At 60.2% G+C, this 18,384-nt stretch carries 21 protein-coding genes, 1 tRNA gene and 1 pseudogene; 4 read left to right on the forward strand and 19 right to left on the reverse strand.

Translation table 11 applies throughout. From position 1 onward, the window contains the following. Positions 1–64: 64 nt before the first annotated feature. The gene (locus tag AB4N85_RS23280; protein WP_353954831.1) at positions 65–160 is read right to left on the reverse strand and encodes a DUF3077 domain-containing protein; all 96 of its coding nucleotides are present in this window, start codon (positions 158–160) and stop codon (positions 65–67) included. On the opposite strand from AB4N85_RS23280, the pseudogene AB4N85_RS23285 reads away from it, so the two are divergent. After that, a pseudogene (locus AB4N85_RS23285) lies at positions 129–230 on the forward strand (helix-turn-helix domain-containing protein); the annotation flags it as partial. The gene AB4N85_RS23280 and the pseudogene AB4N85_RS23285 sit on opposite strands and share 32 nt — an antisense overlap. Before the next feature lie 85 nt (positions 231–315). Here AB4N85_RS23285 and AB4N85_RS23290 read toward each other — a convergent pair. The 6 genes from AB4N85_RS23290 to AB4N85_RS23315 all read right to left on the reverse strand — a co-directional run bounded on the left by AB4N85_RS23290 (position 316) and on the right by AB4N85_RS23315 (position 5,035). Then, positions 316–391, reverse strand: a tRNA-Thr gene (locus AB4N85_RS23290). A gap of 408 nt (positions 392–799) precedes the next feature. Then, complete coding sequence (locus AB4N85_RS23295; RefSeq protein ID WP_252868625.1) at positions 800–2,056, reverse strand: methyltransferase; 1,257 nt, start codon at positions 2,054–2,056, stop codon at positions 800–802. Then, positions 2,037–2,726 carry an ABC transporter permease gene (locus tag AB4N85_RS23300; protein WP_016772145.1) on the reverse strand — a complete coding sequence of 230 codons (690 nt, stop codon included), beginning with the start codon at positions 2,724–2,726 and terminating at the stop codon, positions 2,037–2,039. Before AB4N85_RS23300 ends, AB4N85_RS23295 begins: the two co-directional genes overlap by 20 nt. Beyond that, positions 2,723–3,418 carry an ABC transporter permease gene (locus AB4N85_RS23305; RefSeq protein ID WP_016772144.1) on the reverse strand — a complete coding sequence of 232 codons (696 nt, stop codon included), beginning with the start codon at positions 3,416–3,418 and terminating at the stop codon, positions 2,723–2,725. Before AB4N85_RS23305 ends, AB4N85_RS23300 begins: the two co-directional genes overlap by 4 nt. 77 nt (positions 3,419–3,495) lie before the next feature. Beyond that, the gene (locus tag AB4N85_RS23310) at positions 3,496–4,248 is read right to left on the reverse strand and encodes an ABC transporter substrate-binding protein (RefSeq protein ID WP_095181077.1); all 753 of its coding nucleotides are present in this window, start codon (positions 4,246–4,248) and stop codon (positions 3,496–3,498) included. Between the two features lie 13 nt (positions 4,249–4,261). Further along, a complete protein-coding gene (locus AB4N85_RS23315) occupies positions 4,262–5,035 on the reverse strand; it encodes an ABC transporter ATP-binding protein (protein WP_236168220.1) in 774 nt (257 codons plus the stop codon). Positions 5,036–5,578: 543 nt separating this feature from the next. On the opposite strand from AB4N85_RS23315, the gene gabP reads away from it, so the two are divergent. Then, the gene (gabP, locus tag AB4N85_RS23320; RefSeq protein ID WP_150637946.1) at positions 5,579–6,970 is read left to right on the forward strand and encodes a GABA permease; all 1,392 of its coding nucleotides are present in this window, start codon (positions 5,579–5,581) and stop codon (positions 6,968–6,970) included. Between the two features lie 78 nt (positions 6,971–7,048). Here gabP and vapC read toward each other — a convergent pair whose 3' ends face one another. The 5 genes from vapC to AB4N85_RS23345 all read right to left on the reverse strand — a co-directional run bounded on the left by vapC (position 7,049) and on the right by AB4N85_RS23345 (position 9,686). Beyond that, positions 7,049–7,447 (reverse strand): type II toxin-antitoxin system tRNA(fMet)-specific endonuclease VapC, encoded by a 399-nt coding sequence (gene vapC / locus AB4N85_RS23325; RefSeq protein ID WP_016772140.1) that lies wholly within the window; start codon positions 7,445–7,447, stop codon positions 7,049–7,051. Next, positions 7,447–7,677: a type II toxin-antitoxin system VapB family antitoxin gene (vapB, locus tag AB4N85_RS23330; RefSeq protein WP_024011210.1), complete on the reverse strand. Its 231-nt coding sequence runs from the start codon at positions 7,675–7,677 to the stop codon at positions 7,447–7,449. The genes vapC and vapB overlap by 1 nt, the downstream gene beginning before the upstream one ends. A gap of 165 nt (positions 7,678–7,842) precedes the next feature. After that, positions 7,843–8,295, reverse strand: a complete 453-nt coding sequence (locus AB4N85_RS23335) for a hypothetical protein (protein WP_150741762.1) — start codon at positions 8,293–8,295, stop codon at positions 7,843–7,845. A 6-nt stretch (positions 8,296–8,301) separates the two neighbouring features. After that, positions 8,302–8,715: a hypothetical protein gene (locus tag AB4N85_RS23340; RefSeq protein WP_236168218.1), complete on the reverse strand. Its 414-nt coding sequence runs from the start codon at positions 8,713–8,715 to the stop codon at positions 8,302–8,304. A gap of 29 nt (positions 8,716–8,744) precedes the next feature. Beyond that, complete coding sequence (locus AB4N85_RS23345) at positions 8,745–9,686, reverse strand: alpha/beta hydrolase family protein (protein WP_323620149.1); 942 nt, start codon at positions 9,684–9,686, stop codon at positions 8,745–8,747. A gap of 32 nt (positions 9,687–9,718) precedes the next feature. On the opposite strand from AB4N85_RS23345, the gene AB4N85_RS23350 reads away from it, so the two are divergent. Together AB4N85_RS23350 and AB4N85_RS23355 are read left to right on the forward strand one after the other, a co-directional pair. Beyond that, positions 9,719–10,003 carry a hypothetical protein gene (locus AB4N85_RS23350; protein ID WP_323620148.1) on the forward strand — a complete coding sequence of 95 codons (285 nt, stop codon included), beginning with the start codon at positions 9,719–9,721 and terminating at the stop codon, positions 10,001–10,003. A gap of 17 nt (positions 10,004–10,020) precedes the next feature. Beyond that, a complete protein-coding gene (locus tag AB4N85_RS23355) occupies positions 10,021–10,311 on the forward strand; it encodes a YceK/YidQ family lipoprotein (protein WP_252868627.1) in 291 nt (96 codons plus the stop codon). Between the two features lie 12 nt (positions 10,312–10,323). Here the strand turns inward: AB4N85_RS23355 and AB4N85_RS23360 are convergent, their stop codons facing one another. From AB4N85_RS23360 to sbnA, 7 genes are read right to left on the reverse strand one after another with little or no spacing between them, the layout of a single operon-like run. Next, the gene (locus tag AB4N85_RS23360) at positions 10,324–10,671 is read right to left on the reverse strand and encodes a hypothetical protein (RefSeq protein ID WP_460066064.1); all 348 of its coding nucleotides are present in this window, start codon (positions 10,669–10,671) and stop codon (positions 10,324–10,326) included. A 22-nt stretch (positions 10,672–10,693) separates the two neighbouring features. After that, positions 10,694–12,172 (reverse strand): aminotransferase-like domain-containing protein, encoded by a 1,479-nt coding sequence (locus AB4N85_RS23365; protein ID WP_460066066.1) that lies wholly within the window; start codon positions 12,170–12,172, stop codon positions 10,694–10,696. Between the two features lie 27 nt (positions 12,173–12,199). Further along, positions 12,200–13,624: an L-lactate permease gene (locus tag AB4N85_RS23370; RefSeq protein ID WP_252868629.1), complete on the reverse strand. Its 1,425-nt coding sequence runs from the start codon at positions 13,622–13,624 to the stop codon at positions 12,200–12,202. 15 nt (positions 13,625–13,639) lie between these two features. Next, a complete protein-coding gene (locus AB4N85_RS23375) occupies positions 13,640–14,254 on the reverse strand; it encodes a glutathione S-transferase family protein (protein ID WP_056787214.1) in 615 nt (204 codons plus the stop codon). Further along, entirely contained in the window at positions 14,251–16,032 is a 1,782-nt protein-coding gene (locus tag AB4N85_RS23380; RefSeq protein WP_252868630.1) for an FAD/NAD(P)-binding protein, read from the reverse strand. The genes AB4N85_RS23375 and AB4N85_RS23380 overlap by 4 nt, the downstream gene beginning before the upstream one ends. Then, on the reverse strand, positions 16,026–17,057 hold the full coding sequence (sbnB, locus tag AB4N85_RS23385) for a 2,3-diaminopropionate biosynthesis protein SbnB (protein ID WP_150637960.1): 1,032 nt from the start codon (positions 17,055–17,057) through the stop codon (positions 16,026–16,028). The genes AB4N85_RS23380 and sbnB overlap by 7 nt, the downstream gene beginning before the upstream one ends. 5 nt (positions 17,058–17,062) lie before the next feature. After that, positions 17,063–18,037 (reverse strand): 2,3-diaminopropionate biosynthesis protein SbnA, encoded by a 975-nt coding sequence (sbnA, locus tag AB4N85_RS23390; protein ID WP_252868631.1) that lies wholly within the window; start codon positions 18,035–18,037, stop codon positions 17,063–17,065. Positions 18,038–18,384 lie beyond the last annotated feature (347 nt).

Consider the following 18,384-nt stretch of genomic DNA (forward strand, 5'->3'; position numbering starts at 1 on the left):
GCCCTCGCATCAACGAGGGCTTCGAATGGCGGTTTGCATCAATGCCTTTCTGGTGGCGAATCCATTACTTCCCCACATCATCGATCAATGCCTTGCTTAGCTCGTGCAGATACTGCGAGGCATAAGCGCGGACTTTGCAGAATTGGGAGCAGGGGCGCAGGCAACCGACGGGTGCAGCGCAGACTCTCTTGCGGGTCGCAAGTCAGCATCCTGAGGCGTTGCGGGATTTGCATCCTGCCCGATCCCCATTTTGGACGTCTTGGCTGACTCAGAAACAACAAAGCCCCTGCATTTCTGCAGGGGCTTTGTTTTGTATGGTGCCGGCACCAGGAGTCGAACCCGGGACCTACTGATTACAAGTCAGTTGCTCTACCAACTGAGCTATACCGGCGTGTGGGCGACGATTATAGCGGTTGGGTAGATCCTGTAAACCCCTGAATTCAGACTATTTTTGCATTCCGGAAAAATCAGGCCCTGCGCAAATTTATGCGCTGCTTTTGTACCTCACGCGTAGTAAGACATTTATACAGGGCGTACGGGTCAGCTTCGGCTTTCATGACCTCGCAATTATTCACTCGGCTAGCCCAATATTCGTCGGTTATGTCGTTTTGATTGGCAGCTTATGCACAACTGAGAGGCGCGGATACTGGCTTATGCGAGGTGTTGTGAACCCATTCTCATCTTGTTCGCAAATCCCTGTTTTACAGGTTTTTTATTCATGTGAACAAAAAATGACCAGTGTTGTTAACGCGACGAAACAGGCACAGATATTGGATCCACGGAAAATCCATCAACAGAGTTATCCACAGGCTGTAGTATTTTCAGCGCGTTCGGCGAGCAGCAGTAAGTTACGCGGTGTGAGTGAGATGTTGCAAAAGGTGCCGAGGCGTACGACGTATCCCTGTTCTGCGAGGAAAAGCGCCCGATCCAGATTCAGCCAAAGCTCCAGCGGTCGGCGGAACAATCCGCGCAGCAATTCGAGATTGCGAACTTCGGCCAACCGCTGCCAACCGGCTGCTTCGAGTTCGGGCCAATCTGGCTCGCCGACTGTGGATAACTCTTTGAGCACAGCCAGATCGCGACAGTAAGCAGCGAACGGTTTGTCCAGCCAGGCGCTGGGCAGGGAGGGCGTTGGCAGGTATTCGTCGACGCCGCGCAGTTGCCGTTGCAGCAAGTCGAAGGCCAGTCTTCGGGCCATGGAAGTGTCACGCTGGCGTCGAACTCTTGCACCGGCGGTGACGGTTTCGTTCATCGGCAGCGCCAGATCTTCCAGCGAGAGCTGTAGAAGCGATGCCGATCCTGCGCAGGACAAGGCCTGGTCTTCGTTACGACTGATGCGGTTGTAACAGCACGGTGCGATCGCCATTTGCTGGCAGCCGGCAGCACTGGCCAAATGCATCAAGCGCACGTGCAGATCACCGCAGGCGTGGAGGGCGACGGGGGTGTGGGCGGCGTTCAATACGGCCGGGGCGTCTGCCGCGAGTACATCCTGTTCGACATGCAGGGCGTGCAAGTGATGACGCTGACTCAGTGCCTGACCGCTGGCGACCAATAAAGGATCGTATTCAACGCAAGTCAGTTGCTGCCCCGACCCCATTAAGCGCCGTCCCAAGTGCCCTTTGCCTGAACACCAATCCAACCAATGCGTCGGTGGCGAAGCGAAAGACAAGCGACCGGCAAACGCCTCGATCTGCTGCCACTTGCGCCCGGGCACATCGACATTCAAGCGATGCCCGGCAGCCTCAAGCGCATGCCCCGGCAACTCACCGACCGCACTCAACTCTGCCGACAACTTCGCCAATGAAGCGAACGGCTCTGGCGCATCGACAAGATCAGCAGGATGGTTATGCGCGCGTTCTGCGGCTTCCAGCGATCGCTTGCGTAGCCACGCAGACAACTCCGGGTAGGACGCTTCCCATGGAAGTTGTAGGTGAGTGAACGGTCGAGGTTTCCACAGCGCCTGATGCTCAATCAGAAAAGCATCCAGCGCCGTGAAACGGGCGAGTAGGGCCTCGCCCGTCAGCACGTGGGAAGTATCAGCGGCCTTGGCAGGCATCGACGCGCAGCCAGCGTTCCAGCAGCTTGAAGCCGCGAACCAGCACGTAAGCCATGACCAGATAGAACACACCGGCGGCGAAGAAGATCTCCACCGGCAGATAAGTGCGGGCAATGATCGTGCGGGCCATGCCGGTGAGTTCCAGCAGGGTCACGGTGCTGGCCAGGGCGCTGGCCTTGAGCATCAGGATCACTTCGTTGCTGTAGGCCGGCAGGCCGATGCGCGCAGCACGGGGCAGGATGATGTAGAACATCGCTTTGGGCCTGGACATGCCCAGGGCCCGCGCGGCTTCGATTTCACCGGGTGGAATCGCCTGAATGGCACCGCGCAGAATCTCGGCGATGTACGCCGCCGTGTGCAAGGTCATGGTCACGGTCGCGCACCAGAACGGATCGCGCAGGTAGGGCCACAACGCGCTTTCACGCACCGCGTCGAACTGCGCCAGGCCGTAATAGACCAGGAACAGCTGCACCAGCAACGGCGTGCCCCGGAAAAAGAAGATGTAGGCGTAAGGCAGCGAGCGCACGTACCAGCGCTTCGAAGAGCGGGCGATGCCCAACGGAATGGCGAGCAGCAGGCCGGCAATGACCGCGATGGCGACCAGTTCCAGCGTCAGGGTCGCGCCCTGTGCCAGTTTTGGCAGCCACTTGATGATGACTTCCCAGTTCATTGCGCGCTCCTCGCAAAGCCGCGGGCGGCGCGTTTTTCCAGCAAGTGCATGCCGGTCATCGCCAGCACTGTCAGGCCGAGGTACATGATCGCCGCGACCATATAGAAGGTGAATGGTTGTTTTGACACGGTCACACCGATCTGCGCGTGACGCATGATTTCTTCCAGACCGATGACCGATACCAGCGCGGTGTCTTTCATCAGGATCATGAACAGGTTGCCCAGGCCCGGCAGGGCGATGCGCCACATCTGCGGCATGATCAGCCGGGTGAAAATCCGCCATTTCGACAGGCCCAGGGCCTGGCCGGCTTCACGGTGGCCCTTGGGAATGGCCAGCAGGGCGCCGCGAAACACTTCCGTGGCGTAGGCGCCGAAGCACAGGCCCAGTGCGATCACACCGGCGGCAAAGGCGTTGAGTTGCAGGTCGGGGTTGCCGAAGTACTCACCGAGGGCGCGCATCAGGTTGACCGTACCGAAGTAGATCAACAGCACCCAGAGCAATTCCGGGACGCCGCGCACCAGTGTCGAGTAGGTACCGCCAAGCCATTGCAGCGGCTTGTACGGGGAAGTCTTGGCCAAGGCGCCGAGCAGGCCGAGCACCAGGCCCAGGCACAGGGCGGTGAGGGCCAGTTGGACGGTCATCAGCGCACCAGCGGCGAGCGCCGGGCCGAATCCGTAGAGGTCGATAATCATGGGTTTCTGTTCAAATTGCGGCAGGCAAAGTCGGGAGCCGGCGCCGCTTCATCGCGGCGCCGGTCCCACAGGTCAGATCAATAGATGCTGAACGGGAAGTACTTGTCGTTGATTTTCTTGTAGGTACCGTCAGCGACGATTTCCTTCAGCGCGGCGTTCAGCTTGTTGCGCAGTTCGTTGTCACCCTTGCGCACGGCGATACCGATCTTGTCGCTTTCCACTACCGGGTCGCCCTTGAACTCGTAGTTCTTGCCAGCGTCGGTTTTCAGCCAGTCATAGTTGGCGTACTTGTCGGCGAGGATCGCGTCGACACGACCGGAGGTCAGGTCGAGGTAGGCGTTTTCCTGGGTGTCGTAGAGGCTGACCTTGATATCGTCACCGTAGGTGTCTTCCAGCCAGGTGCCGGCCAGCGTTGCGCGCTGGGTGCCGATGGTCTTGCCCTTGAGCGAGTCCTTGTCGGTTTTGAAGTCGACGTTCTTCGGCGCGATGAACTGCAATTTGTTCGAGTAGTACGGGTCGGTAAAGTCCACTGCGGCTTTGCGATCTTCGGTGATCGACAGCGAGGAAATCAGGAAATCGAACTTCTTCGCGTTCAGCGCCGGAATGATGCCGTCCCAGTCGGAAGTGACGACGGAACATTCGGCTTTCATCTTCGCGCACAGGGCGTCGCCGATTTCCTTGTCGAAGCCGACCACTTGGCCGCTGGCGTCTTTATTGTTGAACGGCGGGTAGGCCGCTTCGATGCCCATCTTCAGGGTTTCAGCCATGGCACCGGCGCTGAACGCGAGGGTGACGGCGGCGGCCAGGAAGACCTTTTTGAAATTCTGCATGCATGTTGCTCCGTTAGCGGTTGCTGGACATGAATTGTTTGCAGCGCGCCGAAAGCGGGTTGTCGAACACCTGCTGTGGCGATCCTTGCTCTTCTATAAGGCCCTGATGAAGGAACACCACTTCGCTGGAAACCTGGCGGGCGAAGCCCATTTCGTGGGTCACGAGCAGCATGGTGCGGCCTTCTTCGGCCAATGCGCGGATGACACTAAGTACTTCCTGAACCATTTCCGGGTCAAGCGCGGAGGTCGGTTCGTCGAACAGGATCACCTTCGGCTGCATCGCCAGCGTGCGGGCGATCGCTGCGCGTTGTTGCTGACCACCGGACAATTGCGCCGGGTAGGCGTGGCGCTTGTCGGCGATGCCGACCTTGGCGAGCAACGCTTCGGCGGCTTCGATGGCTTCGGCCTTGCTCTGGCCGAGCACGCGGCGCGGGGCCTCGATGACGTTGTCGAGCACGCTCATGTGCGGCCACAGATTAAAGTTTTGAAATACAAAACCAATCTCCGAGCGCAGACGATTGATCTGTTTGCCGTCGGCGGCGACCAGTTCGCCGTTCTTCGCGGCTTTAAGCTTGAGTTCTTCACCGGCCACCAGGATCTGGCCCTGGTGCGGGTTTTCCAACAGGTTGATGCAGCGCAGGAACGTGGACTTGCCGGAACCGGAAGAGCCGAGGATCGAGATCACGTCGCCGTCGCGGGCGGTCAGCGAGATGCCTTTGAGCACCTCCAGCTGTCCGTAGCGTTTGTGCAAGTTGCGGATTTCAAGCGCGGGCGTGGCCTCAGCCATGTGCGTTCCTCATATATGTTGCGCTCCTGCTGTTGGCGGGCCTTCCTGGCGAGGCGGCCAAGCTAGCATAGCGTTTCAATGGCAGCCAACAGCGCTACGAGCGGTAAACGGGTGGCATGTGGCGGGTTGTCGCATCGGCGCAGCAGACTGTCGCCCCGTCAACAACCGAACGGGTGTTTGATCGTGTAAACCCGTGGGTGCCGCGTAAAAAAAGGCGCGATGTTGCCAGCTTTGGCGGGGTGTTGGAAGCGCTATCCGGCCGAACGTTCCTTATTCGCCCTTTTTCTGTGCGCCGCACACTTTTTCTGTGTGTTTCTGGTGCGCGGATTCGTCTTGAAAGTGAGTCGCCGGGTAACGTTCTGGCGAATAGCCATTAAACTCAAGGACTTGCATCGGATGCCGGAGCCCCCGGCCCTCAAGGACTTGAAACATTTTGGCGCAAATATTGCGTGCAGAATAAGGAACAGGCCGTTGGATTCTTTTTACGAGAAAGAATTTACAGACGCGCCGGACGCACTCGCTTTCCTTGCAAAGGTAGTCTCTATGAGCAGTACCCCAAGCTCCACTGGCCTCGAACAGGGGCTCAAACCGCGTCATGTGACCATGTTGTCGATCGCCGGTGTGATCGGCGCCGGTCTGTTCGTCGGCTCCGGCCACGCCATCGCTGCCGCCGGCCCGGCCGTGCTGCTGGCCTACGCCGCTGCCGGTACTCTGGTGGTGCTGGTGATGCGCATGCTCGGCGAGATGGCCGTGGCTTCGCCGGACACCGGTTCGTTCTCGACTTACGCTGATCGCGCGATCGGTCACTGGGCCGGATTCACCATCGGCTGGCTGTACTGGTGGTTCTGGGTGTTGGTGATTCCGCTGGAAGCCAACGCCGCCGCGACCATCCTGCATGCGTGGTTCCCGGGTGTCGACATTTGGGCTTTCGCGCTGGTGATCACCATGCTGCTGACCGTGACCAACCTGTTCAGCGTGAAGAATTACGGTGAGTTCGAGTTCTGGTTCGCCCTGATCAAGGTGCTTGCGATCATCGGCTTCATCGGCCTCGGCCTTGCAGCGATTTTCGGCTTCCTGCCGACCAGCCAGGTCAGTGGCGTTTCGCACCTGTTCGACAGCGGCGGCTTTCTGCCCAATGGCATGGGTGCTGTGCTGGGCGCGATCCTGACCACCATGTTCTCGTTCATGGGTACCGAAATCGTCACCATCGCGGCGGCGGAATCGAAAGACCCGGGCAAGCAGATTTCCAAGGCGACCAATTCGGTGATCTGGCGGATCGGCCTGTTCTATCTGGTGTCGATTTTCATCGTGGTTGCGCTGGTGCCGTGGAACGATTCTACCTTGGCCAACCTCGGTTCCTACCAGACCGTACTTGAGCGCATGGGCATTCCCAACGCCAAGATGATCGTCGACATCGTCGTACTGGTCGCAGTGACCAGTTGCCTGAACTCGGCGCTGTACACCTCGTCGCGCATGCTGTTCTCCCTCGGCAAGCGCGGTGACGCCCCGGCCATGTCGACCCGCACCAACAAGAGCGGTACGCCTTACTGGGCGGTGATGTTGTCGACCGGCGCAGCGTTTCTCTGCACCTTCGCCAACTATGTGGCTCCGGCCGCGGTGTTTGAATTCCTCCTGGCCAGCTCCGGCGCCATCGCCCTGCTGGTGTACCTGGTGATCGCCTTCTCGCAACTGCGCATGCGCAAGCAGCGCATGGCGCGCGGCGAGAAAATCGTCTTCAGCATGTGGCTGTTCCCGGGTCTGACCTGGGCGGTGATCATCTTCATCGTCGCCGCGCTGACCATCATGCTGTTCCAGGAAGCCCACCGCGTGGAAATCCTTGCCACGGGCCTGCTGAGTCTGATGGTGGTGGCTGCCGGTCTGCTGGTGTCGCGCCGGCGCAAGCTGGAGAAACGTGGTGCGGTGGTGTTGAACTGAGTCGTAACGCGTGATGTAAAAACGGCCGCTGTCAGGGATGACTAGCGGCCGTTTTTGTTTCTGAGCTTTCCAGTCAGGTTAAACCCAGTCCTCGATTCGCAAACCGGAAACGCGTTGAAACTCCCGTACGTTGTTCGTCACTACAATGAGTCCAAGTGAGCGTGCGTGGCCAGCGATCATTTGGTCGTATGGCCCGATCGGCGTTCCAGCCTTCGCGAGTTCAGATCGAACCATCCCGGCCTGTGCGGCTGCGTCGTTATCGAAAGGCAAGACATCCAGTCGCGCGACAAATCCTTCAACAATTGCCAGATTTTTCTCCGGGGCCGCCGACTTTTCAGCACCGTAAATAAGCTCCATAAGCGTGATAGCGCTGATGCACAACTGCCCGGAATGTCGATTGAAGGCTTCCCGGACAATTTGTGGTTTGTTCTTGATGGTGAAGATGCAGATATTTGTATCCAGCATGTACTTGATCATCAGAACGACTCGCGCTCCTGTTCAGTGGGTTGCTCACGGTTAGCCATGAAATCAGGGCTGACGCTGTCGCCATCAAACCAGCTATCCCAGCTTTCTCCAGCAGGCGTAATGACGCGTGTTCTGCCAATCGCGATGACTTCCACTCGTTTAACGTCGCCGGGCATCGCAACTGCCTTTGGCAGTCGGACTGCCTGACTTCTGTTGCTCATGAAAATTGTGGTCTGCTCCATATTCGAGCTCCCGGGTCTGTTCCTGTGATTAGCTCAGGATAGATCGTGCTGGGGATATGTCAATGGGATATACATCGTCACCGGACAAAGAGTAGCTAGGCCATCCAAACAAAAACGGCCGCTGTCAGGGATGACTAGCGGCCGTTTTTTGTTTCTGAGAAGGGCTTATTCGCTCTTGTCTTCCTGGGTGTCTACCGACTTCCCATAAGCATCCAGCGCCACGCCGAAATCCGTAATGAACTGCGGCTCGCTCAGCCAGGCCTGGGCCTGTTCGATGGTCATGCCGTCGGCCCACATGCGGTAGTCGATGAGCATATCGGCGGCCAGGTGGGTGGCGGCCATGCCTTCGTTGTCGGCGTTTTCCATGTCGAGCAGTTCAGGATGGTCGACGATGATGAAGGCCAGTTCGCGCAGCAGGGTCAGCAGCATTTCGTTGCGGCTGACGGCTTCGGCGTCGCGCATTTTGCTGAACATCGCCAGGGTGTATTCCGGGATCGGCTCGGCGAGGTGGCCGAGCTCTTCGTCCTGATCCAGCGGTTTGCGCCCGACCATACGGATCTGCTTGGCTTTGGCCTTGGCGCGTTTAGCGCGTTTCTGTTGCTTGTTCAGGGATGCCATGGGAGCTCAGTTCTTCTGTTGGGTTTGTGCAGCGATCGCGTCGGATGCCGCTACGTAGTCAGCCTGGAATGCCGGAGATTCGATCCACGCCAGCGCGCCGGCCTCGTCGGTTTCCTGCGACCACTGGCGATACTCGATCAGCGCGGCGAGGATGAAATCCATCGCGCCTTCTTCGCCTTCCTGCTCGTACACCAGTTCCAGTAGCGGATCTTCGAGGAACGCGCTGCACATGGCTTGCTGACTGATCTTTTCGGCGTCGATCATTTTCTTGAACAGCTCGGTCAAGTCCACCGATTCGAAGTCGATGCGGTCGTCGTTCGGGTCCAGCTCGACCGGCGCTTCGGCGCGCTTGGTGCGGTTCTGCTTGGCCTTGGCTTTGGCCCGGGTGGCGCGTTTTTGCTGCTTGTTGGCGGAGGCCATGATGTGTTCCGTCGTGCGTTGAGAGGGGCTCAGCTGCGTGGCACTTGTCGGCCGGGTGTATCGGCGGCCAGTGCGCCGGTCTGCAGCCAGGTCAGAGCAATGGGCCATAGTGTGGCTTGGTATGCGCTGCGAAAAAAGCCGAAATGTCCGACTTGTCGTTCGCCGATGTCCTGCGGCGCAATGCGCAGATGGGTTTTTGCCGCGTTGCTGAAGTAGCCGAGCAGGCGTTCGATCGCCGGAGTCGTGCCGTAAGGGTCGTCGCTGAGGCTGATAGCCAGGGTCTGCGCGCGGACGTTGGCGAAGGGCACGGCGCCCGTTTTTTTCATTAGCGCGCGACCGCTTGGGCGTTGCTCGTAACGTGCGGTGGGTGTGCTCCAGTCGCAGACTACGCCGGTTGGCGTGTCCTCCAGCCAGCCGATCCGCTTGCCTGGAAAATAGCCGCAGAGCAGCGTCATCAAAGGCATGACCACATGCCACTTGCCGAACATCCGCCAGCGCTGTTCGGGGGCGTAATCGCGCCAGTAAGCGAACTGCGCACCGACGGTTACCAACCGTCGGATCACCTTGCCCGACTCCGCCAAGCCCGCCGCGCAACCGCCGAAACTATGGGCGACCACATTGATTGGCTGACCGGGAAACTCCCGCTGCGCGCGTTTGAGCATCGCTTCGAAATCCAGCGCGCCCCAGTCGGTCCACGAGGCACGCAGCCCTTTGATCGATTCGCTGCGTGATTCGCCAATGCCCCGGTAGTCGTAGGTCATGACGTCGAAGCCGTGACTGAACAGATAGGCTGCGAACCTTGAGTAATGGCGACAGCGCACGGAGGTGGCGGCGTTGATGACGACCACCGGGCGCTGTGGATCGGGCGAACTGTGGCGCCAGGTGAAGCCGCCGAGTGCGTAGCCGTCGGCTGCGTTCTCTATGAACGATTCGCCAATGGTTACCGGGTCGGTCGAAAGGCATTTGTTCATAAGGGCTCGGCCTTTGCGAAGGTGGATCGAGAATGAGCCTGGAACTGGCGCCGAGCAACATACGGAACGCAGTGCGTTCCGAATTCAATGTGATCGAATTCGTGACGCGCTGCGTCACGATTTACATAAGTCCGAGAGACAGTTCATTTCACATCCGCTCCAGTTCATGCAACGCGCAGCGGCGTAATGCCAACATGACAGCGTTCGAATGCGCCGTCGCGCAACAGGCAATCTGGTTTAACCGATATGCCGAGTCAGCAGGTAAAGCAGTCACGAGCGAAAGGCGCGAGTACAGTCCCGCGCCCAGTATTTTGTGACGTAAGGAAGCGCTGTTTTGAAAGGGATTCTGCGAATTGGCTGTGTCATAGGCCTGGCACTGCTGTTGGTTGGCTGCGGAACGTTTATCGGGCGCTTGAATGATGGTCTGTCCGACGCCGAATATTACCGAGGGGTCGATGGCGGCCTACACCTGCTCGGTGTTCGGGGAGGAGGCAGCGATGGCATGCCGGCAGCGATCATCTGTTACATGATGATCGTCTGCCCGGTCATCACTCTTGTATCCCTGCCAGTGGATGCCGCTGTGGATACAGTCTTGTTGCCCGTCGATTACATCAACACTCTGTGAAGGCGGCATGCACTATTGACTTGTGCGCTTGCCCTTCGGCCTCTGCTCACGCACCCGCCCTTTGCGATAAATCCACAGCCCGAACACACCGATGGCCAACATGAACGCGGTCCAGAAGCTCTGCCACATGAACTCGAACCAGTATCGCCGAGGTTGCAGTGCCAAGGTGTAGGTGCTGCGCGGTCCGCGATTGTTGGTGGTGATGGAACCGCTGACCCAGCTCTCGATAAGCGTGTAGATCGACAGACACACGGCAAAGGCGATCAGCACTCCCGCGAGCACCGTCAGCCAGAATGTCCAGTGGCTCGGGCGATACGGCGGGGGATGCGGCAAGCGAATACGGGTTCTTTTCTGATTCATAAGCGAGGCTCGCGCAAGTCGGTCAGGAAACTGCCAGCTCTTGCAGCTGTTCAGTCGGCATCTGCCGCGGGCTCGTCGGGCGTGCGGCAAGGTGGGCGCATTCGGCGATCACCTTGAGAATGCCGATCACCGCCGGGGTCAGCGCAGTGCCGAGGCAGATGCGCACGCCTGTGGAAGCCTGGCCATCGGCGAAAAAGATCCCGCTGCCAGCCACGTGGCAACCACGCTCCGTGGCCAATTGCTGCAGCGCAGACATGTCGGTGTGTGCCGGCATTTCGACCCAGTGGATGAAGCCGCCGCGCGGTGGCACATAGACGGTCCCTAACGGGAAATCCGTGCGCACCAGCGCTTCGACAAAACTCGCCAGCGAGGACAGTTGCGATCTCAATCTGGCGCAGTGTTCGTCCATGTAGCCACGGCCGATAAATTCATTGAGGACGTTTTGCGCAAGGCTGGAAACGGCCAGGTTGCGCGAAAACATCTGCGCGAGGATGGCATTGCGGTATTTGCCGGCCAGACACCAGCCGACGCGATAACCCGGCGCGATGGTTTTGGAAAAGGACGAGCAGTAGATCGTCTGGCCGCTGCTGTCGTAGCTCTTGAGGGCGCGCGGCCGATCAGCTTCGGGCACCAGGTCGAAGAAGATGTCGTCTTCGATGATCGGCACATCCGCTTCCCGGGCGATCCGTGAAAGTCGCGCGCGCGCTTCGTCGGGCATGATGAAGCCACGCGGATTCTGCAGCGTCGGGTTGAGAAAAATCACCGCGACCTTTTTTTGCTTCAGCGCTTCTTCCAGATGATCGACATCCAGGCCCGTGCGGCCGTCGGTGCGGATCGGCAGGGCGCGCATGCCCAGGCGTTCGATGGTCTGCAGAATGCCGTAATAGGTCGGGGTTTCGATGGCTACGGTAGCGCCTTTCGACGCGACGGCTTCGAGGGCCAGTTCGAGAGCGATGGTGTCGCCCGACGTCACCAGAATATCGTCCGGCCCGCAGACTACACCGCGGGTCAGCATCAGGCCGGCAATACGCCTTCGCAGCGCGGGAAGGCCGGGTGGCGCGACCAGGCCGCTCAGCGTGTTGTCAGTCTTGGCGGCCAGCACCGAGAGGCATTTGTTGAGCAACACGTTGGGCGTGAGATCGCTGTGCAGGACGGCCGAATTCAGCGATGCGGTGGTGCGCGAGGCCGCCTCGGAGAGCATCGCAACCACCGCATGATTGACGTTGACGGTGACACTGGAAAAGTCGAAAGCGCCGGACGGTTTCGCCCGCCCTGATGCCGAGACGAAGTAGCCGACGCGCGGTACCGTCGAGACGTAGGCGTCGGCCTCGAGATCGGCCAGCGCCCGCTGCACCGTGGTGATGCTGGTCTCGAACATCCGCGCCAGAACGCGGATTGACGGCAGTTTGGCTTCGGCCGCCAGGTCACCGCTGTCGATCTGGCGAATAATCCAGTCCTTGACTATCCGCCAGCGCTTGTCCGGCAAATCAAACCTGTCCATAAGTTCTCTGTGATGATTCGAAACAATTCACAGAAAGTAGAGCAAAACGATCCCCGTTGCAGCAACTATGACGATGTTCAGCGCCACCAGACCGAAGGCGAAGCGGATCAGGCTGTTTTCTTCCTGGCGGTTGGCCCCGGCAAGTCCGGTGATCAATGACAGGATCGACAGCGAGCCAAGTGCGCCATGGCCGGCGGCGCTGTTGACCATTGCCGCCAGCCACGCCCCGTGTTCGCTGCTCAGCGCGGCAATGGACGGCATCACCAGCGTGTTGCCGCCGACGTTGGAGCCGGTGACATAGCCGGCAATCCCTGCCAGCAGGGCGATCGTCGGTGCCAGCGAAATACCCGACATGGATTGCAATGCGCTTTGCGCCTCGACGAGGAATCCGGCGTTGACCATCACCTGGGACAGCAGCAGGAACAGGAAGATTGTCGTGACCGGAAACTTCGCCCGGTTCAACAGCGCTTGCCAGGGAAAACCGGCGCCTGCGGTTTGCCTGAACGCCATCAGCACGGTCACGATCAGCAGCGCCAGCCCTGGAGACGCCAATGGCTTCCATGAAACGTGTTCGCCCCTGACAACCCACAGGCCATCCCAGCCCGACAGCACGAACAGTCCGCGCGACGCCACAATCACTCCCAGCAAGGCCAGATAAGGCCATGCCGCGCTCGGCCAGCGCACCAGTTTTTTCCGTTGCGCCCAGGAGATGCCCAGGCCGACGCAAGCCACGGCCAGCCCGGCCAGCACACCGGAGACTTCCGGGCCGACCCACAGGTTGATGGAAAACAGCACGGCAACGAACAGGGCGGTCACGACAAGCAGCCCCAGCCACGCTGTGATCCTGCGGATGCCGGCCTGCCACAAGGCCAGCGACGCCAGGCAGAGGAACACCGGCGCGCTGATCAGCGCTGAATGGCTACCGAGGGTTTGCGCCGGCAAATGTGCCAGCAGGGCGCCGATCACCGTTGCCAGACCCAGCGTGCCCCACGGCATGATCACCATGCCGGCGAGGGCGATTTTCATCCCCGACTGGCGAGTGAAAAGCCCCATCAGCAGCGGCACCGTGGCGATCAGCGAAACGCCGAAGCCGGTCATCGCTTCCAGCAGCGGCGCCAGGCCCAGGGCGATGAAAATCACCTGCGCCGGGGGTGTCCAGCCGAGTTCCTTGACCCACGCGCCGATGGCCTGTGGCGCGCCGCCGCGCTCGACCAGAATGACGAAGGCCAGCCCCGGGACGATTACGCACGCGGTGCTGAGAAACAGGATCGTGGTGTCCTGAAAAATCGCCGAGGAGATGGCCGCCGACACCGGCCCGGCAGCGCCCAGCGCCCACAGCACCAGCACCAGCACCACACCGGCCAGCGCGGCCTGTACCGGCGGACGCCGGAGGATCAGGATCAGCGCGATCACCAGCGCGATCGGTGACATTTGCAGCAAGAGAGAGCTCATAGCGGTTTCCTTGGCTTAATCGTGCGTCTGTCCGCTGTACTCGGTCGCCCGCATGGACGCGCGCTGGCAGAACGTCTGATACCACTCGCTCAGGCGTGCTTGCGCCGAGAAGTCCGAGAGTTGACGGAAAGCGATCCAGTCCAGCGCGGTCGCCAAGGCGATGTGGCCAACGGTGATCGGGCCATTGAGGTCGACGTGCTCTTCGATGAAGCGATACGCCTCCTTGAGTTTGTAGGCCTGGCCGTCCGCGTACGCCGGATAGCGCAAAGCCTCGGGGCGCCGCTCGACTTCCCAGCGCAGCTTGATGCCGACGTCGCACATGCCCTGCGCCAATGCCTGCAGGCGCAGCGCCTTGTAGCGCTCGGGGCCGCTGGCCGGGATAAATTTACGGCCATTGCTCAGGTCATCGAGGTATTCGCAAATCACGATGGAATCGAACAGTGCGCTGTCGTCGGGCAGCATCAGCACCGGCACTTTACCCAAGGGGTTGGCCTGGTAAATGGTCGCGTTCGGTGAAGTCGGGCTGGTCTCGTGATGTATCACCTCAAGGCTCGATGCGATGCCAAGTTCGTGAGCCAGCACCAACACCTTGCGGGCGTACGGCGAATGCGTCTGATAATAGAGTTTCATGCGCGAGTTCCTGTCTCAAGGATGGCGGTGGCGACTCGATGGGCGTCCATGAACAGCCGCGAAGGTGCGCCCGCCGAGGTGACGTAGTGGTTGTAATAACAGGAGCCTTCAGCGAGCGGACCCAGCACCCAGATGTCACGCACCGTTTCGCCGCTGTTCGACTTGGGGTTGGACGCCGCGTCGACATCGATGCCGTCGATGCCCGGCACATCGGTGCGTGGACGCACAAGGCCCAGGCGCGCGAGGTCGCGCACAGGTGCGCAGTCGCTGTGGGTGACGCCGCTGCTCTGGACGTAACCGGCGACTCGCTTGAAGTGATCGATCGCGGGGCGTGAGCCGGGCTTGAGAAAGGTCAGCAAACCGGCATCACACAGCGCGAGCAGATCGGCGTGGCGCTCCTTCTGCGGGCCGGCGACCAGACGGTTGATCGCCTTGTGCCAGCGGCCATAGAACTGCCGATGCGAATCTTCGGTGAGCCCATCGAAATCGACCGCCTCACGCAGCCGGTCGCGCAAGTCGCGCCAGACTTCGATGGCGGCTTTGATCGGCGACGCGCCGCGTCCCAGACGTGCTTCATGCAAGTCGGCTTCGAGGGTGTCGTAAATCCATGCGTGATAGTTGTAAGGCGTCACGCTGTCGGGCAGTGCGTGGCAGATCAGCTCCAGCGGATTGATTGCCCCGGCAATCGTTTCGAACTCGCGCAGCAAAGCTTCGCAGGCGACAACCCCTGCTGGGCCGACAACGCTGACGGTTCTGAGCTGCTCAAGCAGCTGTTGTGGCGCTGAAGGTTTATGCAGAACGGCGACCGCAGCGGCACGCATCTCCAGCAGCATCAGCGGGAGAATGTCCCGTTCGAAATCCAGCCGGCGGTTGTGCGCGTTGACCCGCAACGATTCGATACGCTCGCTCGTGAGCAGCACGGCGCTATGGCGGGGGAAGCCGATCAAGCCATTGGGACGCGTGCGAAACGGCAGCCCGTCCCGCGACTGAATGAAGATCACCGGCTCCTGACCCGAAGGCTGGTAAGTGTGACTGCCATCAGCCATGGGTTTGTAGATCCCGCCTCTGCCAGCCGTCAGCGCCGCCAGGGTGTCCATGGCGCCCAGGCCCAACCCTTCGATCAACACCGTTTCGCCGGGCTCGACGGTGGTGAGGCTGCCCGGCAGCGGGTAAACGTTGTCGACCCGGTTCTGCCCCGCCAGGCGCAGGCGTCCGGTGTGGCCAACGGTCAGCACCAGACGATCCACCGCCACCGCAGCGCCTTCTGCGGTTAGCAGAAGGTATTGCTGATTCTCGTTGCGCTCGACCGCCGTGACCTGATGCCGATGCAGATTGACCGTGACCCAGGCGGGTGCGGTCGCGAGGATCCGCGTGAAGGCGTCGGCCAGATAAGCGCCGAGCAGGTGCCGTGGCAGAAAATCCTCCGGCTCGACGTCGCGACCGTCGGCGGCGAGCAGGCCGCTGTCGGGGTCAACCTTGACGCGCTGTGTTCGGCACCACACGAGAAAGTCCGGCCCTGGCCGTTCCCGGGCGTCGGTCAGATCACCGAACGCTGCTGCGTCGGGAAATACCCCGAGCTGACCGGCGACGGTGTTGAGCAGCAGGTAGTCCGGTTGATCGGGCCAGTGCGCGCCGCTGCCGAGCACGTTGGGCTCGAAGATGTCGATGAACACCGGTTGTTGCGGGCGTTCCTCGGCGCGGCTCAACAGGCGCTCGAATATCGACAATCCGCGCGAACCGCAGCCGACCAGGCCGATGTGCACAGGCGCCTTCACCATCTGCGCTCCTCGCCAAAAAATGAGGGGATGGCAATTGCCGTACCGGCCGCCACCGCAATGTCGTGGATCATCCGGCCAATCGCGAGATCGAGAATGCCCATGCCGAATGGCGAATAGATCAGCGGTTTGTCTTGGGCGACATGCAGGTCACCGCGAATCAGCTGCGCCACTGTGCCGGTGACAAAGTCGCGATGGCCGTATTGCTGCTCGGCCAGATGCGGTGAGGTATTGGCCTTCAGGCAATGGGTGATGTCGTCGAAGTAGTTGTAACTTTCCTCGATGATTTCGGCGCCGATATCCCGCAGCGAGATGTTCAGAACAATCTGCCCCGGGCGGAACGTGCCCCGGCCTTTTACGTAGGGCTCGCCCGCGCTGGTGGCGAACACCACGATGTCGGCTGTCAGTGCGTCTTCGAGCGACAGCAGACGCACATCCGGCAGGCCCAGTTGTTCGCCAAATTCCGCGAGGGCTTGCGCCGATTCGGCGTTGAGATCGTGAATGCCCACGCTGTCGAAGGACCAGTCGTCCGCGACGAAAGTCTCGAGGATATTTCTTGAGATTACCCCGCCACCAATGATCGAAAGTGTCGCCGCGTGGCGGTTCTGGCCATTCAGCCACCAGGCACCCAATACCGCCGACGCCGCCGTGCGCACGGCACTGATCAGCGCACCTTCGAGCAGGGCGTAGGGATAACCGGTCTGCGGGTCGTTGAGAATCAGCACGGCAGATGCGCGCGGAATGCCTGACTTGATGTTGTCGGGATAACTGGCAATCCACTTGATCCCGGAGACGGATTGATCGCCCTTGCTGTCGACGATGGCCGCCGGCAGCGCAATGATCCGGTTCGCCGGTTGCGCAGGGAAACGCAGAAAATAACTGTCGGGGTTAACGGTTTCGCCACGCTCGTGGGTCAGGTAGGTCTGCGCCACCATGTCGATGGTTGCATGCCGCAGCCCGTTGAGGATGTCTTTGACGACAGCGCCGGGGATGACGTGGAACGGCTGGATCGGATTCTGTGTGGTCATGAGGATTACGCCGAGAGTGCCAGAGCGATTTCAGGGAAAAGGGGCTGCAGTGCGGTTGCGCCGATCCGCTGGGTGACCCAGTCGTCGGAGTAGATGGTTTCGAGATAGCGCTCACCCATGTCGGGGGAGATCGCCACCACGACATCGTCGGGCCGGATATGCGGCGCCCACTGGCGGATGCCGGCGAGCACAGTGCCGGTGGAGCCGCCGAAGAGCAGGCCGTAGCGTTGCGCCAGCCAACGGCAGACCTTGATCGTCTGTTCCTCGGGAATCGACAGGAAGTCGTGAATGCCCGACGACTCGAATATCTCCGGCAGGCGGCTGGTGCCGAGCCCCGGGATATGGCGCGTGCCGCCCGGCAGGCCGAACGTCACCGAGCCGACGGTATCGACGGCAATGACTTTGGTCTGCGGATGATGTTCGGCGAAGTAGTTCTTGCAGCCCATTAGCGTGCCAGTGGTTCCCGCGCCGACGAACAGGTAATCCACCTGGGGAAACTTGCGCGCGATGGACCCGGCAGTCGCTTGATAGTGGGCGAGGGGGTTGGTCGGATTCTTGTACTGGTTGAGCCAGATGTAGTCGGCGTTGTCAGCGACCAGTTGTTCGATCAGGCGAATCCGCGAATTCAGGTAACCGCCGTTCTCGTCACGCTGATCGACCATGAGCATTTGCGCGCCAAGGGCGTGAATCAGCTTGCGGTTCGGCGCGGAAATATTCGGGTCGATTACGCAAACGAACTTGTAGCCCTTGGCGGCGCAGACCATAGCCAGCGCAACGCCCAGATTCCCCGATGAGGATTCGATGAGGCGCGTCTTGTGGTTGATCAGTCCTCGGACTTCAAGATCAGTGATCAGCGCGTGCGCGGTCTTCAGCTTGATGGAGCCGGCGGGATTCAGTCCTTCGATTTTCAGCTGGATCGTTGCGCTGCAAAGATCGCCGATCTGCACATAACTGTCTTCATTGATGAGTTGCTTGATCATACGTCGTCCGTTTCGCTCTTTTGCCGGGCGCACGGGGGCGCCAGCATTCATCCTGGAATGTTTGAAAAGCAGTAACTGCAGTCCGCCTGTGGGTTGGGTTCAGATTTTTTTGCTGGACAGGAAGTGACCTTGCGGGCGACGCCGATCGATTCAAAAAATCAGGGTTTGCGCTCTGAGGGCTACAGGAGTCCAGAGTGTTGCGGGGCGCAAAGTAGAGCCAGTCATTGGCTCGCCAAGGCTTGCTTGAAGTATTGGCGAAACGCCATCTACACGGAGAGATACAGATTTCGGGTTTTTTCCAGTACAGCTGGAATCCGGGTGTATCGAAGGGGACGAGGGGAGGGGAA

The sequence above is a fragment of the Pseudomonas sp. H1_G08 genome (genome assembly GCF_054681355.1).

Bases quoted from the DNA above. Each gene is read 5' to 3' on its own strand.
- AB4N85_RS23300 (WP_016772145.1), bottom strand. From the start codon at position 2,726: ATGAACTGGGAAGTCATCATCAAGTGGCTGCCAAAACTGGCACAGGGC.
- sbnA (WP_252868631.1), bottom strand. From the start codon at position 18,037: ATGATCAAGCAACTCATCAATGAAGACAGTTATGTGCAGATCGGCGAT.
- gabP (WP_150637946.1), top strand. From the start codon at position 5,579: ATGAGCAGTACCCCAAGCTCCACTGGCCTCGAACAGGGGCTCAAACCG.
- AB4N85_RS23350 (WP_323620148.1), top strand. From the start codon at position 9,719: ATGAGCCTGGAACTGGCGCCGAGCAACATACGGAACGCAGTGCGTTCC.
- AB4N85_RS23380 (WP_252868630.1), bottom strand. From the start codon at position 16,032: ATGGTGAAGGCGCCTGTGCACATCGGCCTGGTCGGCTGCGGTTCGCGC.
- AB4N85_RS23360 (WP_460066064.1), bottom strand. From the start codon at position 10,671: ATGAATCAGAAAAGAACCCGTATTCGCTTGCCGCATCCCCCGCCGTAT.
- AB4N85_RS23335 (WP_150741762.1), bottom strand. From the start codon at position 8,295: ATGGCATCCCTGAACAAGCAACAGAAACGCGCTAAACGCGCCAAGGCC.
- AB4N85_RS23310 (WP_095181077.1), bottom strand. From the start codon at position 4,248: ATGCAGAATTTCAAAAAGGTCTTCCTGGCCGCCGCCGTCACCCTCGCG.
- AB4N85_RS23315 (WP_236168220.1), bottom strand. From the start codon at position 5,035: ATGGCTGAGGCCACGCCCGCGCTTGAAATCCGCAACTTGCACAAACGC.
- vapC (WP_016772140.1), bottom strand. From the start codon at position 7,447: ATGATCAAGTACATGCTGGATACAAATATCTGCATCTTCACCATCAAG.
- vapB (WP_024011210.1), bottom strand. From the start codon at position 7,677: ATGGAGCAGACCACAATTTTCATGAGCAACAGAAGTCAGGCAGTCCGA.
- sbnB (WP_150637960.1), bottom strand. From the start codon at position 17,057: ATGACCACACAGAATCCGATCCAGCCGTTCCACGTCATCCCCGGCGCT.
- AB4N85_RS23370 (WP_252868629.1), bottom strand. From the start codon at position 13,624: ATGAGCTCTCTCTTGCTGCAAATGTCACCGATCGCGCTGGTGATCGCG.
- AB4N85_RS23345 (WP_323620149.1), bottom strand. From the start codon at position 9,686: ATGAACAAATGCCTTTCGACCGACCCGGTAACCATTGGCGAATCGTTC.
- AB4N85_RS23375 (WP_056787214.1), bottom strand. From the start codon at position 14,254: ATGAAACTCTATTATCAGACGCATTCGCCGTACGCCCGCAAGGTGTTG.
- AB4N85_RS23305 (WP_016772144.1), bottom strand. From the start codon at position 3,418: ATGATTATCGACCTCTACGGATTCGGCCCGGCGCTCGCCGCTGGTGCG.
- AB4N85_RS23365 (WP_460066066.1), bottom strand. From the start codon at position 12,172: ATGGACAGGTTTGATTTGCCGGACAAGCGCTGGCGGATAGTCAAGGAC.
- AB4N85_RS23295 (WP_252868625.1), bottom strand. From the start codon at position 2,056: ATGCCTGCCAAGGCCGCTGATACTTCCCACGTGCTGACGGGCGAGGCC.
- AB4N85_RS23340 (WP_236168218.1), bottom strand. From the start codon at position 8,715: ATGGCCTCCGCCAACAAGCAGCAAAAACGCGCCACCCGGGCCAAAGCC.